General features: G+C 66.7%; 11 protein-coding genes. 7 read left to right on the top strand and 4 right to left on the bottom strand.

Annotation, left to right across the window (positions count from 1 at the left end):
- Nucleotides 1-16: 16 nt before the first annotated feature.
- On the bottom strand, nucleotides 17-286 hold the full coding sequence (locus ON32_RS03865) for a metal-sensitive transcriptional regulator (protein WP_051132851.1): 270 nt from the start codon (nucleotides 284-286) through the stop codon (nucleotides 17-19).
- Nucleotides 287-544: 258 nt separating this feature from the next.
- Between ON32_RS03865 and ON32_RS03870 the strand changes: the two genes are divergently transcribed.
- Both ON32_RS03870 and ON32_RS03875 read left to right on the top strand, forming a co-directional pair.
- On the top strand, nucleotides 545-1,354 hold the full coding sequence (locus ON32_RS03870) for an S-methyl-5'-thioadenosine phosphorylase (protein ID WP_040788685.1): 810 nt from the start codon (nucleotides 545-547) through the stop codon (nucleotides 1,352-1,354).
- Nucleotides 1,355-1,378: 24 nt separating this feature from the next.
- Nucleotides 1,379-1,939 (top strand): NADPH-dependent FMN reductase, encoded by a 561-nt coding sequence (locus ON32_RS03875; RefSeq protein ID WP_040788686.1) that lies wholly within the window; start codon nucleotides 1,379-1,381, stop codon nucleotides 1,937-1,939.
- 26 nt (nucleotides 1,940-1,965) lie between these two features.
- Here ON32_RS03875 and eccE read toward each other — a convergent pair whose 3' ends face one another.
- Nucleotides 1,966-3,606, bottom strand: coding sequence for a type VII secretion protein EccE (gene eccE, locus ON32_RS03880; protein ID WP_040788687.1), 1,641 nt, complete (start codon nucleotides 3,604-3,606; stop codon nucleotides 1,966-1,968).
- Nucleotides 3,607-3,714: 108 nt separating this feature from the next.
- Between eccE and eccB the strand changes: the two genes are divergently transcribed.
- The 3 genes from eccB to ON32_RS03895 all read left to right on the top strand — a co-directional run bounded on the left by eccB (nucleotide 3,715) and on the right by ON32_RS03895 (nucleotide 7,373).
- On the top strand, nucleotides 3,715-5,184 hold the full coding sequence (gene eccB, locus ON32_RS03885; protein WP_083873979.1) for a type VII secretion protein EccB: 1,470 nt from the start codon (nucleotides 3,715-3,717) through the stop codon (nucleotides 5,182-5,184).
- Nucleotides 5,185-5,373: 189 nt separating this feature from the next.
- Nucleotides 5,374-5,685 carry a hypothetical protein gene (locus ON32_RS03890; protein ID WP_157224063.1) on the top strand — a complete coding sequence of 104 codons (312 nt, stop codon included), beginning with the start codon at nucleotides 5,374-5,376 and terminating at the stop codon, nucleotides 5,683-5,685.
- Nucleotides 5,682-7,373, top strand: coding sequence for a hypothetical protein (locus tag ON32_RS03895; RefSeq protein WP_040788690.1), 1,692 nt, complete (start codon nucleotides 5,682-5,684; stop codon nucleotides 7,371-7,373). The genes ON32_RS03890 and ON32_RS03895 overlap by 4 nt, the downstream gene beginning before the upstream one ends.
- A gap of 59 nt (nucleotides 7,374-7,432) precedes the next feature.
- Here ON32_RS03895 and mycP read toward each other — a convergent pair whose 3' ends face one another.
- Entirely contained in the window at nucleotides 7,433-8,812 is a 1,380-nt protein-coding gene (gene mycP / locus ON32_RS03900; protein WP_083874013.1) for a type VII secretion-associated serine protease mycosin, read from the bottom strand.
- 29 nt (nucleotides 8,813-8,841) lie between these two features.
- Nucleotides 8,842-10,308, bottom strand: a complete 1,467-nt coding sequence (eccD, locus tag ON32_RS03905; RefSeq protein WP_040788691.1) for a type VII secretion integral membrane protein EccD — start codon at nucleotides 10,306-10,308, stop codon at nucleotides 8,842-8,844.
- A gap of 169 nt (nucleotides 10,309-10,477) precedes the next feature.
- Here eccD and ON32_RS03910 point away from each other — a divergent pair, with 169 nt between their 5' ends.
- Nucleotides 10,478-14,512, top strand: coding sequence for a type VII secretion protein EccC (locus tag ON32_RS03910; protein WP_040788861.1), 4,035 nt, complete (start codon nucleotides 10,478-10,480; stop codon nucleotides 14,510-14,512).
- The gene (locus ON32_RS03915; RefSeq protein WP_040788692.1) at nucleotides 14,509-15,954 is read left to right on the top strand and encodes a type VII secretion-associated protein; all 1,446 of its coding nucleotides are present in this window, start codon (nucleotides 14,509-14,511) and stop codon (nucleotides 15,952-15,954) included. Before ON32_RS03910 ends, ON32_RS03915 begins: the two co-directional genes overlap by 4 nt.
- The last annotated feature ends 97 nt before the right edge of the window (nucleotides 15,955-16,051 follow it).

Below are 16,051 nucleotides of genomic sequence, written 5' to 3' on the forward strand. Positions count from 1 at the left end.
CGTACCCGGGGCGCCCTCAGGAACGAACCAGCCGCGCAATGGCGTCGGTGGCCTCTTTGAGCTTGGCCTCGGCCTCCGGGCCGCCGGCGATCGCCGCGTTCACCACACAGTGGCCGATATGGTCTTCGAGCAGGCCCATGGCCACCGCCTGTAGTGCCTTGGTCATGGCGGAGACCTGGGTCAGGATATCGATGCAGTACTTCTCCTCCTCGACCATGCGCTGCAGGCCGCGGGCCTGACCCTCGATGCGGCGCAGTCGTTTGAGGTAGTCGTCCTTGGCGGTGATGTAGCCGTGACCGGCGGGCCGGGGGGTCGACTCGGAGGTATCGGATGTGGCCGGTTCGTGGTTCTCGGCGTCGTGTGTCACCGTGGTCTCCTCTGTGCCGGTCCGAGTGCTGAATCAATACCCCCCGAGGGTACAGCTACCCGTCGGTATTGTCAGGTCGGTAGGCCGCCGAACGCTCCAGTCGAAACATCGTCGGGCGGCGGGCCCCGAAATCCACCCTGCTGTGCATCCCGCGGACCGGCGCGGCAGAATCGCACCATGAGTACGCAGGCCCGGCCCGCGCTGGCCGTTATCGGCGGCAGCGGTTTCTACGACTTCTTCGACGACGCGGCGGAGACGATTCGAGTCGACACCCCCTATGGCGACCCGAGCGCGCCCATCTCGATCGGGACCGTGGCGGGGCGCGCGGTTGCCTTCCTGCCGCGGCACGGCACTCGGCACGAATACTCGCCGCACACCGTGCCGTACCAGGCGAATATGTGGGCGCTGCGCTCGCTCGGGGTCCGCCGGATCCTCGCCCCGTGCGCGGTGGGCAGCCTGCGCCCGGACTGGGGGCCGGGCACCGTGGTGGTGCCGGACCAGTTGGTGGACCGGACATCCGGACGTCCACAGACCTTCTTCGACCGTGGCGGTATCCACGTTTCCTTCGCCGACCCCTACTGCGCCGAATTGCGCGGCGTCACGGTGAAATCCGCGACCGAGGAGATGCCGGTGCACTCGGCGGCCACCATGGTGGTGGTGCAGGGGCCGCGCTTCTCCAGCAGGGCCGAGAGCCGATGGTTCGCCGGGCAGGGTTGGGATCTGGTGAACATGACCGGTCACCCGGAGGCGGTGCTCGCTCGGGAACTGGAAATGTGTTACGCCGCGGTGGCCCTGGTGACCGATCTGGACGCCGGCGTCGAGGAAGGGGAGGGGGTGCGCGCCGTGGACGTGTTCGCCGAATTCGAACGCAATATCGTGCCGTTCAAGGCGCTGATCCGGCGGGCGCTCGCAGCCGTCGGTGATATCGAGACCTGTGATAACTGTCGGGTACACGCGGGGGTGTCGCTGCCGTTCGAGTTGCCTTGAGTCGATCGGGGTTAGGCTCGTGCGGTGGACACACCGCTGCGACTCGAGGTCATTGTGGCCAGTACCCGGCCGGGGCGGTTCGCCCCGGTGGTCGCCGACTGGTTTCTGCGTACCGCCCGGGCCCGGGCCGAGTTCGATATCGGCGTGCTGGATCTCGCCGATATTCCGTTGCCCGTCGATCTCACCGAAACCCCCGAGGTGGTGCGGTTTCGGGAACGGCTCGCCGTGGCCGATGCCTTCGTGGCGGTGACCTCCGAGTACAACCACGGCTATCCGGCTTCCTTGAAAACCGCGTTGGACAGTGCCAAGCACGAATGGCGGGCCAAACCGATCGGGTTCGTCTCCTATGGCGGAATGTCGGGTGGGCTGCGGGCCGTCGAACAGCTGCGTCAGGTGGTGGCGGAGATCCATATGGTCTCGGTCCGCGAGTCGGTGAGTTTTCATCGGGCCAAGAAACAGTTCGACGCGAAGGGAAATACCGGCGACGGCGCGGCCATCGACGGCGTGCAGCGTATGTTGGGACAGCTCGTCTGGTGGGGGCGGGTATTGCGGGACGCCCGCGCGACCGACCCCTATCCGGGCTGAACCCCGCGCGGTCGAACCGACGCCGCCTACTGATGAGCGGGCACGCGGCCGCGCGGATGACCGATATAGGTGGCCTCGCGTGGGATCGACACCAGGTTCAGATCCACGCGCGTGGCGCCGGTCCGCAGGATGATGTGGTTGCCGATGGCGCCCGGCTGCTGAAGTGACAGGTCCGGTGGGGTGGCGGGCCAGCCACGCGGATCGGCGGCCACGAAAATGGTGGTGATACCGGCGTGGGGGGCGGGCCCGATGACGCCGTCCACCACGGTCGCGGTGTATCCGGCGTCGGACTGGTGGGTTTCCACGGCGATGCTCAAACGTTCCCAGTTGCCGATGGTTTCCACCAGCTGCGCCCAGGCGTGCGGACGATCGGTGCGGACCAGGACGCGTTCCCCGATCGCCAGAGCCCGAAATACCAGCTGTTGCGCGAAATAGAGTTCACCGGCCACATACACCGACGCGATACCGGCGCCGATGATCCGCACCGCGACACCGTTGCCCTGCTCGTCGGAACCGATCAGCTGGCCGCAGCCCGCCGATGGCAGCCGGAGCGCCCCGATGGCCTCGACCGGGTGTTCCGCCATCGGGACGACTTCCTCGAGTCCGGGTAGGGCGAGCGGCAGATGCGCGAGCAGAGCGTCGCGGTGGCGGCCGTTCATCGACACCATGCCCGGAAGTTTCCGATCCTCGGGCAATTCCCGGGTGGTGAGACGCCATGCCGCACCGATATTCACCGTGTCCGCCGAATGGCCCGGCCGCAACCGGACGGCCACCGTGGTCCCCAACGAGGCGGGCACCCACAGCTGCGACAGCGCCTCCGAGTCGAGATATTTCGGATCGAGCGCGTCGCCGATGTTCACACAGTTGCCGAGTTCGGCGTAACGCCAACTGTGGGTGAGGTCGCGGGGGTTGTTGTTCTGGGTGACCTGGAGCACCGCTCGCCGGATCTCCGGGGCGGTCAGGATACGGGCGGTGCAGTCGGCGTCTTCCAGGGTGCGCATGATGCGCTGGGTGGCAATGGTCACCGCGCGTTTGGCGCCCTCGTCGCCACCACCGCGACGTTCTGCCGCCCCGGGGCAGGCGACCGCGTCGAACGCGATGGCCAACCACACCGTGCGGTGCGCGGTGGCCGGCAGCGGGCCGAGCAGCGATTCGTAGATCGCTCCCGCGGGAGTGCCGGAGCGACTGCGGTGGCCGTGGCTGATGATGTCGATCCCGCTGAGCAGGATGTCGTGCTGGGTGAGGCAACGCGCCAGATCCGGCAGCGGCAGCAGATGCGAGGCGCGCACGGTGGAGCGGTCGAGTCTGGTCAGCCCGCCTTTCGGTGCGAGCACCTCGATCACCGAGACGATCCGGCTGCCGTCCTGGAACAAACCCAACGATCGGCCGTCCGGGCCGCGGAAGTCGACGGTGCTGCCGATCGTGTATTCGGTGCGGGTCAGATACGCCCACCAGGTGTCGAGCCAATCCAGCAGGACGCGTCGCCCGACGGGGATCAGCGGAATCGCCATCACCACGACAACGGCGACGAGTGCGACCCACGGTCCGAGGCCCATCATCAGGACCACCACACCCGCCACGAGTCCGATGAGCTGTGCCACCAGCAGATTGCGCATCGAGATACGCCCGAAGAGTTTGCCGGGCCCCGCCACGGCTGGATCGGCCATCCCTATCCCCCATGTACCGGTGTCGGCCGATCGGGTGGCCGAGCTGAACTGGATCTGTCGAAACTGTACTGTGTTCGACGAACGCGAGCATTGTTCGGGGGATAAAAGATGCCTTCTAAGCCCACTACCCGGTGGCAGGTCAGCGGTTACCGCTTTCTGGTGCGTCGAATGGAGCATGCTCTGGTACGGCGGGATGTGCGCATGCTGCACGATCCCATGCGCTCGCAATCTCGTGCCTACGCAGCCGGTCTGGTACTGGCCTTCGTGGTCCTCGCCGGTTGCGGCGTACTCGCGCTGCTGCGCCCGCAGGACAAGATCGGCACCAACAAGATCCTCATCGGCAAGGAGTCCGGCGCCGTCTACGCGGTGATCGATGATGTGGTGTATCCGGCGCTGAACCTCGCCTCGGCCCGGCTCGCGGTGGGGGATGCCCCGAAGGCGGCCATCATCAAGGAATCCGAACTAGGGACGAGACCGCGCGGTCCGCTGATCGGTATACCCGGTGCTCCCGGCGCGCTGCCCACCGACGATTCCGGTGCGGGGCGGCCCTGGAGCGTCTGCGACATGATGAAGACCGACGGCAGTCGGGACCTCACCACCTCGGTGCTGGCGGGCGAGCCGGAGCTGGGTGACAAGGCGTCGGCGTTGGAGAAGGGGAAGGCGCTGCTCGTGCAGGGCTCGAGCGCCACCTACCTGATCTACGACAACAAACGCGCGCGGGTCGACATGAACGATCGCGCGGTCACCGACGCGCTCGAAATCACCGGCGCCACACCGCGGCCGGTGAGCGAGGGCCTGCTCAACGCCATCCCCGAGGTACCGCAGATCGTGCCGCCGCCCATCGAGGAGGCGGGCAGTGTGCCCGACTACCCGATCGCCGGCCACCGCATCGGCGAGGTCGTGCAGATCACCACCGGTGGTGTGGAGAACTACGTGGTATTGCGCGATGGCTTACAGGCCATATCCCCACTCACCGCGGAGATCATCCGCAACGCCAACCCGCAGACCTCCCCCGACTACACCATCGGCCAGAGCGACCGCACCAATGCGAAGGTCTCCTCCGCCCTGCGGGTGCAGACCTATCCGGAAACCGCGCCGACCATCCTGGACCCCCGGGACCGGCCGGTGAGCTGCCTGTCCTGGAAACCGATTCCGGCGGCGAGCGAGAACACCGGGAACCGGGCCGAACTGTCGGTGATCACCGGCGTGAACCTGCCGTTGTCGGACAGCGCGAAACTGGTCCCGCTCGCCCAGGCCGACGGTTCGGGCCCCCTGGCGGATTCGGCCTATATGGCCCCCGGCACCGGCGCATACGTGCAGACCACCGGTATCGAGCCGGACAGCCGCCGCAAGGACAGCCTCTTCTTCATCGCCGACACCGGTGTCCGCTACGGCATCAAGGATCTCGACGCGGCGAAGGCGCTCGGTATGCCGGAGAAGGCCGAACCGGCGCCGTGGCCGATCGTGGGGTTGCTCGCACCCGGCCCCAGCCTGGGGCGCGCAGAGGCCATGGTGGCCCACGACGGTGTGGCCCCGGATCCGTCGCCGGCGCCGCAACCGGTGGCCTCGACCAACTGACCGCGGCCGCGATATCGCGCGGCCGCGGTGAGAACACCGCGGAATTTCACGGATTCGTGGAACCGTTCGAGACGGCGTGCGTCCAATACTTGTGACAGAACCAGTCCAGGATCGATACGGCTTCGATCGAGCCGGCGATCCGTGGCGATGGGATACCACCCGTCGCCGTCACGAGGGGGAGGACCGCTGATGTTGCTGGATATTGCCACGGTGCAGGATGCCGCTCGGGATCTGTGGGGTTCGGGACGGACCGTGAACGACGCCGCGATGCGGATCGCCGACAGTGCCGCGGCTTTCGATGTGGGAAAGGCCGGTCGGTACCACCCGGTGTATGGTGAGCGCCTCCGGGAGGGTTTGGACGGGGTTCGTCGCTACCTGTTCGGGTGGGCCAACTGCGTATACGACTGCGGTAGCGCGCTGCGGACCGGTATCGACGATTGCGTGGGCGCCGACCGGGCCATCGCCACCGAACTCGGCGCCGTCGCGGAAGCGTTGCGGTGAAGCCGGTCGATGCCGCCGTCGATATCGACGCGATCCTGGACGACGGCGCCGTGGGGCTGAGGTATTTCGAGGTGTTCCTACCTCGCTACCGCGACTGGACGGGCACCGTGCCGGTGAGCGGGGATCATGCGGCGCTGACTGCCGGTTACCACCGGGAGCGCGGTATGGATCCGGGACCGCTACGGGCGTTCGCCACCGCCTTGGGGGGCGAACTCGAGCGGTGTCTCGAGCACGAGGCGCGGGTTCTGGCCGATCGGGCCGGGAATCTTCCGACGTATTGGAACGGTTCCGCCGCGGCCGCGAACGCGCACGGCTTCCTCGCCTATACCGCCCACCGCGTCGAGACCGGGCTCGATACCCTGCGTTCCATTCACACCACGGTATCGGCGGGGGCGACCCGGCTCGTGGACGCGGTGCGCGTCAAGGCCGACACCGTTCGTCGCGACTACGATCCCGGCACCGCGGCCGGGAGAACACCGCAGCAGATCGACCGGATCATCGATTGCGCACGTCACCGAGCCGAAGCCGAGGAGTCTCTGGTCGCCGAACTGCGCACCGCCTTGTCCGGCAATACCTTCGCGTGTGACGTGGATACGTCCACCGTCTGCGCGTTGTGGCTCGACACCGTCTTCGTTCCCGAAATCGATACCGCGGCAGCCACATTCGCCGATCTGTGCGAGACCACCGACACCACTGTCATCGGTATCTACGACGAGATCATCGAGGCGTTGGATCGGCTCCCGATCCCGGCATTCATCTCTCCCGGTGGGCGGCCGGCCGCCGATACCGACCTCACCCACACCGGTGGTCGGCCCGGATATCCGATGCCGCCGGTCCTCCGTGCCGCTACCGCCATCCCGGAGCCGGATGCCACCGCACCGCGAACCCCACCCGGCATGGCGGACACCACGGCATCGGTCCCACCTGTCGGCCACCCCCGAGAAACCGTTTCCGGCCTCCCGGCCGTCGCCCCGCCGACAGCGATCGGTTGCTGTGTTCCCGCCACCCCGCCGATTTCGGAGACCGCGGTTCGCCCGGTCGATTCCACGAACCGATCAATACCGGACGACCCGGGTTCGTCGTCCTCGGAGGCGGTCGAGGCCTCGGAAGGCACCGGTATACCCGGTCGGTGGGCCCCCGACGATATCGCCGCCGTGGTCACCGCGATCGGAGCCATCACCGGCAGCATCCCCGATCTCATCACGGCCACCGGGTCTCTCGTCGACAATCTCGACGAGATCGTCACCGCCGCCGGTAATGCCGTCGCAACTGTTATCGATGCCGTCGACGGCCAATCCGCCGTATCACCCGAATCGCAGGTCGTCGACCCCGCGATCGCGCCGCCCCCATCCGAGGGAACCGGTGATTCCGCCGACGAACCCCGACCGCCGGAGGAAGCCCTTCCGGAGGAAGGATGCGCCACCCCGGGCGGTGGGACATCTACGGACGGCGTGCCCGGCGCCACCGAGAACACGAAACCCGATGGTCGGGATACCCCCGCCGATCGAGGAACCACCGATATCGACACCCTCGATCCACCCGCAGCTGTTCCACACCACGAAGAGCCTTGGTACGGACCCGAACCGACCCTGGCGCCCCCATCACCGCCGTTGGACCAGGAGACCGACACCGCAGCGATGGCCGTGTTCTCCCCGAACCTCCCATTGCCCCAGGGACGGAAGAAATAGGACCGGTGATATCGGCGCGCCGAACAGCGGTGCCCGCCGTCAGGCGCGCCGATACCGGGTCAGGACTCGTCCTCGCGCACCCCGAACCTGCGGCGAATCGGGAACGACGAAAGATAGCCCAGTAGCAATGCCCCGCCGACGATTCCGCTACCGATCAGCGCGACATTTCTGGCCGTATTGTCCGGTGGTGGAGGTGGGGCGGGCACCGGCAGTTGCAGGTTCCTGGCCGGATGCGGCTGCTTGGCCGGTAGCGGGGTGTCGGGAACCTCGTTGCTGAGCGCGGCGACCGGATCCACCGCGCCGTAACCGATATAGGGATTCCACCCCTCGGCGGGCGCGTGGGCGGTGGCCTGGATTCGCTTCATCACCTCGAGCGCCGACAAGTGTGGATAACGGGCCCGAACCAAGGCCACCACGCCGGAGACATAGGGCGCGGCGAAACTGGTGCCCTGCAATTGACCGGCCTGATTCTGGTTCCGCACCACACCGTTGATCACCCCGGGACCGTTCGAATCGAGGGAAACGATTCCCTCACCGGGGGCGGCGACATCCACCCACGGACCGGGCACGGTGAAATCCGAAGGCGCCCCGGTCGGTTTGATCGATCCGACGGTAAGGACGTAATCGTCGTATCGCGCCGGTGTCACATTGGTGGACAGGTTCTGCCATAGATCCGCCGAGGGATTCAGCGGATCGACGTCGGGATTACCGGCGGCGCACTTGCTCTCTTTGTTGCCCGCGGCGGCCACCACCACGACATTGCGCTCGAGCGTGGCGTAACGCAGGGCGGCGGCGACCTTCGCGTCGGCGGGATTGTGGGAGCCCGGTGTGCAGGTCACCAGCGAGATATTGATCACCGATGCGCCGCGATCGGCTGCCCGCCGGATCGCGGACGCGAGGGTGTCGATGGGCCCGTATCCCTCGGGCGGATCCTCCGGGCGTTGTTCCCGGGAACGACCCGCGATCTGGTATTTGCTGCTGTTCTGCCGGATGGACATGATCCGGGCATCCGGGGCGACTCCGGCAAAGCCCTGGCCGGGAACCTGACTTGCCGCGATGAGACCGGCCACCACGGTTCCGTGCGCATCGCAGTCCTCGGTGCCGTCGCTCTTACCGACGTAATCTCCGCCGGGGATCAAACCTGGCAGTCGAGGGTGCCGGGCCACACCGGTATCGATCACCGCGATGAGTTGTCCTGCGCCCCGGGAGAACTCCCAGGCACGCGCCAGCCCGAGCGACTGCTGTGCCTCGGGCTCGGCAGGTCCATCGCCACCCGCGGTAGTGGACGCACATGGGGTATTGGCCTTCATCTCGGTGGGCTCCGGCGGTGCCGCCGGGTCGCCGGCGGGCAACTGGCCGGGGTCGACCGGTGGCGGCCGGTCCGCGTAGGCGAGACCTTGATGCAGGCCACCGAACGACGCGCTCACCCCCAATATCATCGCCGCGGCCGCGGCGCGTATCCGCCGACTCACAGCTCGCGAACGAGAGAGTAGATCGAGGTAACCCAGAACACCAGTGGCAGCACCGCCGCCACGAACCCGTACTCCACGAGTTCCGTCGCGCGACGCATGGGCGGTGTCGCCGACTGGCCGGGAACGATGATCCCCAGGATCAGCGCGGCAACCAGCACCAGCATGGCCACGCCGAACACCACCAGGGGCAGGTCGGTGACGAATGCGGCGCCGATCAGCATGATCAGCACGATCGCCGCACCCCCCGTGATCAGCACGATCGCCTGGTCGGCGCCGGCATAGGTGCGGCTGCGGAACATCAGTACCACCGCGCAGACCAGGGCGAGGGCTATGCCCTGCCAGTAGAAGCCCTCGTGGGTCGGATCGGTGGCGGCCAGGGAACCGACGATGGTGACCAGGGTGGTGGCCGCGACCAGACCGCTCAGGTACATCCGCGCGCGTTCGGCCTTGGCGCGCAGGACTTCCATGGTGGGCAGTGCGCGGTGATCGTCGGGATCGTCCTCGGTGGGGTCGATCGGGGTGCCCGGCGCCGGTACCGGCGGTAGCGGCAGCTTGGACAGCAGCATGGAGACACGGGGCGCCAAGGAGAGCCCACCCAGCCCGAGGGCGGCGGCCGCCGCGCCGATGGCGCGTACCGGTTGATCGGTGAGCAGACCGACGAGTGCGGCCGGCACCGCGTATACCGCCAGCGCGGCCGCACCGATGAACAGACCGAGCCCGACCCCGGTGACCCGCCAGACGAGGACCGCGGTGGCGCCGAGCAGCATGGATCCGAGCAGCATATGCGCCCAGCCGTAGTGGTCGGGGACGAAGAGCATGCCCGCGGTGAACGCCGTGGGCAGCGCACATCCGCCGAGTACCAGCGAAGTTCCCTTGTCCCCGTAGACCCGGCCGAGGACCATGGCGGCCACCACCAGCAATACGGTGACCCCGAACGCGATCGAACCGGTGATCCAACCGGGCAGCGCGTCGGGGGCGGTCAGCAGGCCGAGGCAACCCACCAGCATGGTGAGCACGGCCAGCACCGAACCGGTGATTCGCGCGGTCTGCGGTGTCCATCCTCGAAAATGGTCGGCATCGGCGATGGCGACGTTGTACATGATGTCGTCGAACAGCGGGGTGGGCGCGGTGTCGTCGGCGCTTTCCAACATGAGCAGTTCGCCGTCGCGGACGCCGTGTTCGCCGAGGCTCAGCGAATTGGAGAAGGGGGGATGGCCGATTCGGGCGAGCACCCAGTCGGCGGGCTCGTAGCGTTCACCCTCGTTGTCGAAATCATTGGTCCGGCTGTGTTGGGCCACCATGTCGACCACGCTCGGAATGACGAGTGCCACCGGCACATCCACCGGAATGGCCATATCGACCTGGGTGTGTTTCGCGAGGATGGTGACCCTGGCGAGGTCCGGTGCACGGACTATCCCGCGTGAGGATTCCTCCTCCATGTAGGCCGGCCGCGCGTGAGTCAAGACTCCCCCTACTGGTTCCTACCTCATATTTCGCGCATTCGAGCGGGATATGGGGCGCTTGCGCGACACCGATCCGGACAGCAGAATGCAGGTCGAACTGTACGACATGTCGGCGCCTGCCTCTACACTGAGCCGGACATTGCATTCCAATGAGGGGGATTCTCGTTCGATGAGCACGGTCCGGTTTCAGCGGCGCGCGCGCCGGGAGGTTCCGCGCACTCCCGGGGGAGAGGTCACGCTTCAGCCGCCGCCCGAAATCCCCCGGGTAACCCCGGGTAACCTGCTGCTCAAGCTCATGCCGGTGGTGATGGTCATCGGCATGGTGGGGATGATGGTGCTGATGTTCACGCAGGGCAGTGGCATCGCGTCGAACCCCATGTCGATGATGTTCCCGGTCATGATGCTGTTCTCCATGGTGGGGATGTTCGCCGGGCAGGGAGGCGGTAAGGGCCAGAAGGCCGCCGAGGCCAACGAAGACCGCAAGGACTATCTGCGTTATCTCGACCAGGTCCGCAAGGATGTCGCCGAAACCGCCCGGCAGCAGCGCGCCGCGGTGGAGTGGAGTCATCCGGAGCCGGGCCTCGTCTGGATGCTGGCCGGCACGAGCCGCATGTGGGAGCGGCGCGCCGGCGACAAGGACTTCTGCCACGCTCGGATCGGCACCGGCGGACAGCGTCTGGCCACCCGACTGGTGGCGCCGGAAACCGGGCCGGTGGAGGAGTTGGAGCCCATTGCCGCGGTGTCGTTGCGGCGGTTCGTGCGCGCGCACTCCACGGTCCCGGATCTGCCCACGGCCATCGCGGTGAAGGGTTTCGCCACCATCGCCCTCGACGGTGACCGGGCCCAGGCCCGCGACATGGTGCGGGCGATGCTGGTGCAGCTGGCCATGTTCCAGGGGCCGGACCAGGTGCTCATCGCAGTGGTCTGCGGTCCGGACACGGTTCGCGACTGGGAATGGACCAAATGGCTGCCGCACAGCCAACACCCGGACGCCGAGGACGGGGTGGGCAGTCGGCGTATGTTCTACGGGTCGATTCGCGAGGCCCTGACGAGCCTGCACCCGCTGCTGGCCAACCGCGTGCGTTACTCGCGCAACCAGCCCGCCAACCCCAACCTCGTACACATCATCGTGGTGGTGGACGGCGGTCTGTTGGAGGCGGAGGAGGATCAGCTCCGCGAATCCGGGTTCGAGGGTGTCACCATAATCGACCTGTGCGGTTATGCGCCGCGCCTGGCGGTTTCCCGCGGTATCAAGATGATCGTCGAGAACGGCGAGTGCATCGGCCGTGGTGCCACGGGTAACCAGGAGCGGTTCGCCGTGATCGACCGGATCAGCCCCGAACAGGCCCAACAGGTCGCGCGCCGGCTCGCCCCATATCGCGCGGCGACCCAGCGCAGCAGCGATGTCGAGGTCGAGGAGACCGAGACCATCTCCAGCTGGAGTCAGCTGATGGGTCTCGGCGATATCGGCTCCTTCAATCCCGAGCACGCCTGGCGTCCGCGCTACGGTCGGGAACGATTGCGGGTGCCGTTCGGTGTCGGGGCGGACGGTTTGCCGGTCTTCCTCGATATCAAGGAGGCCGCCGAATCGGGTATGGGTCCGCACGGTCTGTGTATCGGTGCCACCGGTTCCGGTAAGTCGGAATTCCTGCGCACCCTGGTGCTCAGCCTGCTGGCCACCCACTCTCCCGATCAGTTGAACCTGGTTCTGGTCGACTTCAAGGGTGGTGCCACCTTCCTCGGGCTCGAAGGTGTTCCACATGTGGCGGCCATCATCACCAACCTGGAGGAAGAGGCCGACCTCGTCGACCGTATGCGCGACGCGCTGGCCGGCGAGATGAACCGACGGCAGGAAGTACTGCGTCAGGCCGGTAACTTCGCCAATGTCTCCGAGTACGAGAAGGCCCGCGCGGCGGGCGCCGACCTGGATCCGCTGCCCGCGCTGTTCGTGGTGCTCGACGAGTTCTCCGAGCTGCTCACCCAGCATCCGGATTTCGCGGAGCTGTTCGTCATGATCGGCCGGCTCGGTCGTTCACTGCACGTGCACCTGTTGCTCGCCTCGCAGCGTTTGGAGGAGGGCAAGCTGAAGGGTCTGGAGAGCCACCTGTCCTACCGGATCGGTCTGAAAACCTTCTCCGCCAACGAATCCCGTCAGGTGCTCGGCATTCCGGATGCCTATAACCTGCCGAACAGCCCCGGTGGCGGGTATCTGAAATCGAATTCGGGTGAGATTCAGCGGTTCCAGGCGGCGTATGTCTCGGGACCGTATGTCGGCGGCGGTTCGCAACGCGATATCACCGTGGCGACCCAGGCCGGCGAGATAGATGTCACGGCCCGTCCGTTCTCGGCCAAACATGTCGACTACCGCCCCGCGGACCGGATTCCACTGCCGCCCGACCCCGTCGACCAGCCGGAACCGCTGGTCGAGGACGGTGAGCAGATCTCCAACCTCGGTATGTTGGTGTCGCGCATCCGCGGTCACGGCCGACCCGCGCACGCGATCTGGTTGCCACCGCTCGACGAGGCCCCGACGCTGGACGAGCTGATCCCACGTTCGCTGCTGACCGGCGAATACTCGCCGATGGCGTCGTTGCGCGCACCGATCGGTATTGTCGACCGCCCCTATGATCAGCGGCGTGATCCGCTGGTGGTGGACCTGTCCGGTTCGCTCGGCAATGTGGCGGTCGTAGGCGGTCCGCAGTCCGGTAAGTCGACCCTGTTGCGGTCGCTGATCATGGCAATGTCATTGACCCACACCGCCGAACAGGTTCAGTTCTACTGCCTCGATTTCGGTGGCGGTACCCTGGCCGGTCTGGAGGGCCTGCCGCATGTCGGTTCGGTCGCGGGCCGGCTCGACGAGAACAAGGTCCGTCGCACGATCTCCGAGATCACCACTATCGTCCGGCAGCGGGAAGCGCGATTCCACCGACTCGGCATCGAATCGATGGCCGATTTCCGGCGGCTGCGTGCCTCCGATCCGGCGAGCAGTCCTGCTGCGGCCGGTGCGCACGAGGATCCGTTCGGCGACGTGTTCCTGGTCATTGATGGTTTCAGTTCCATTCGCCAGGACTTCGAGCCGCTGGAACAGCCGATCATGCAGCTGGCGGTGCAGGGTCTGTCCTACGGCGTCCACGTGGTCATCTCGCTGTCGCGGTGGATGGACGCGCGGCCTGCGCTGAAGGATCAGATCGGCACCAGGTTGGAACTGCGGCTCGGTGATCCGGCCGACTCCGAGTTCGGCCGCAAGGTCGCGGCACTGGTCCCGATGGGTCGGCCCGGTCGTGGTATGACACCGGAGAGCCTGCATATGCTCACCGCCCTGCCGCGGGTGGACGGGAGTTCCAACCCGCAGGATCTGAGCGTGGGCGTGGCCGATGCCGTGAACCGGATCACGGCGGCGACCCCCGGCCGGCCCGCGCCTCCGGTGCGAATGCTGCCGGACCGGCTCGTTCGTGACGATCTGCTCCGTCATATCGGTTGGCCTGCCGGGGTGGACCGCAGCCGGCGGAACACGCGGATCCCGATCGGTATCGACGAGGCGGAGCTGGCGCCGGTATATCTCGACTTCGACGAGAATCCGCACTTCCTCATCTTCGGTGACACCGAATGCGGTAAGACCACGCTGCTGCGTAGCATCGTCAACGGCATCATCGAATCCAATGAGCGCAGTCATGCCGCGATCGTGTTGGTCGACTTCCGCCGCACCCTGCTCGGCGCGGTCGACAGTGAGCGGTTGGCCGCCTACGCCACCAATGCCCAGGGGCTGACGGTCAATGTGCGCGATATCGTCGCCCTGCTGCAGTCCCGACTACCGGGACCGGATATCACGCCGCAGCAGCTTCGGGACCGTTCGTGGTGGTCCGGGCCGGATCTGTATCTGGTTGTCGACGACTACGACCTGGTGGCGGGTGGTTCCTCCGGCAATCCGATCGCGCCGGTCGTCGATCTGCTGGCCCAGGCCAAAGATGTCGGGTTCCACCTGATCATCTCGCGTCGCTCCGGTGGTGCTTCGCGCGCGATGTACGAGCCGGTCATCTCCCGGATGCGCGATGTCGCCACCCCGGGTCTGATCATGAGCGGTAATCGTGAGGAAGGCGTTCTGCTCGGCAATGTCCGGCCGAGCGCCCTGCCGCAGGGACGCGGAACCCTGGTGAGCCGCAAGGGCACCGAGCTCATTCAGACCGCTTGGATGCCACCGCTGTGACAACAGCTGTCGACCTGGCGCTGACCGATACGCGATTGTGGGCCTGGAGTGCGTATACGCACGCCGATATGCCGCCCTCGGTCACCCCTGGCAGCGACGGCAGTCTGGTGGTCGGTGAGCCTTTGGCGCCTCCGTCGATCGCGGTATCGGTACCGCAGCTGCTCACCGCCGACCGGATCGCCTACGGGCCGGGTGTGCCGACCCCACAGCAGGCGATGGAGGCGGTTATCGGACACGCGCTCGCGGAACTACGAATTGGCGGTCCGTGTGAGCGGCTCACCGTCATATATCCGACGGAATGGGATGCCCGTCGTTTGGCGGTGGTCGGATCCGCCGCCAAACGGTACGCCACGCAGGTGGTGTTCACCGAGGCGGCCATTCGAGCGGTGGTCACCGCGCGGCGGGACCGAGACCGGCGCACCGTGGTGGTGGAGTTCGGTGTTCTGGCAACCACGGCGTCCACCGTGATCCCGACCCACGACGGACTCCGTGTCGAATCCTGTGAGCACGAGCCGAATCTCGCTGCGGCCGAAATCGTCTCGGACGTAGCGGCGCCGGCGGTTTTCCGAGCCCTGCTCGAGCGGTTGCTCGACGGCCGTTCCTGCGAATGCGTGCTGATCACCGGTCGAGGTGACCAGGCTTTCGTGGAGCGTATCGGCGGTATCGTCGCCGAGGTGTGCGGTGCCTCGACCGAGCTGCACGTCGTGGCGGGCACCGATCTGGCACGTGATATTCGACAGGAGCAGTCCTATCGGGCGGCGCTTCCGGCCGCCGGTCCTGCCGGTGAGTGGTTGGGGCCGATGCGGGAGCGCGCTGCTTCCACACCGGTGCCCCATAACCGTTTGCCGCTCTATCTGGGCACCGCCGCCGCGGTGGTGCTCGTCCTGGCGCTCGTGATCGGTCTCGTCCTGGTACGCGGCGGGGACGGTGCCGATACGCGCGCGGCCGCACCCGCTGCCACTTCGACGTCCGAATCCGTAATGTCGACACCACGGCCGTCCACGTCGGGACCAGCACGGCAAGAGGTCTTCGGCCATGTGCGGTTGACCGTGCCCGCCGGCTGGCATGTCGCCGATCCGTCCGCCGACATCGCGCACCGCGTGGACCTGGTGCCCGACACCGGCCCTCGTGCCCGCGTGACCATCATCCAGCAGTCCGTGGGACCGGATGTCGGCTACGACCGGATAGCCGCTGCTCTCGAAGCCCAGATCGCCCAGCGCCCTGCCGGTTCGATCACCGATCTTCGTCGTGATGTGGTCTTCGCGGGACGGCCCGGGGTGTCGTATATCGAGCATCCGGAAGACGGGTCGCTCGTCGACTGGCATGTTATTGTCGAGCACAGCATCCAGGTCAGTATCGGGTGTCAGTACCGGACAGGGGGGCAGGACTCGATTACGCGTATCTGTGTAGACCTCGTAACTTCGCTGGAAGTCATCCCATGAGCGGGCGAGGCATTCTCGGAACACATGGAACCGATTCGGCAGCTGCTGCGTCCAATCATCATGTAAGGCAAGTTCGGGCCATTTGCGGAGGCAGGGG

The sequence above is a fragment of the Nocardia paucivorans NBRC 100373 genome, from assembly GCF_000308675.1.
Taxonomy (GTDB): Bacteria; Actinomycetota; Actinomycetes; order Mycobacteriales; family Mycobacteriaceae; genus Nocardia; species Nocardia paucivorans.

Excerpts from the sequence above, each read along its gene's own strand:
- mycP (WP_083874013.1), bottom strand. The coding sequence starts at position 8,812 with ATGATATTGGGGGTGAGCGCGTCGTTCGGTGGCCTGCATCAAGGTCTC.
- eccB (WP_083873979.1), top strand. The coding sequence starts at position 3,715 with ATGCCTTCTAAGCCCACTACCCGGTGGCAGGTCAGCGGTTACCGCTTT.
- eccE (WP_040788687.1), bottom strand. The coding sequence starts at position 3,606 with ATGGCCGATCCAGCCGTGGCGGGGCCCGGCAAACTCTTCGGGCGTATC.
- ON32_RS03890 (WP_157224063.1), top strand. The coding sequence starts at position 5,374 with ATGTTGCTGGATATTGCCACGGTGCAGGATGCCGCTCGGGATCTGTGG.
- ON32_RS03910 (WP_040788861.1), top strand. The coding sequence starts at position 10,478 with ATGAGCACGGTCCGGTTTCAGCGGCGCGCGCGCCGGGAGGTTCCGCGC.
- ON32_RS03870 (WP_040788685.1), top strand. The coding sequence starts at position 545 with ATGAGTACGCAGGCCCGGCCCGCGCTGGCCGTTATCGGCGGCAGCGGT.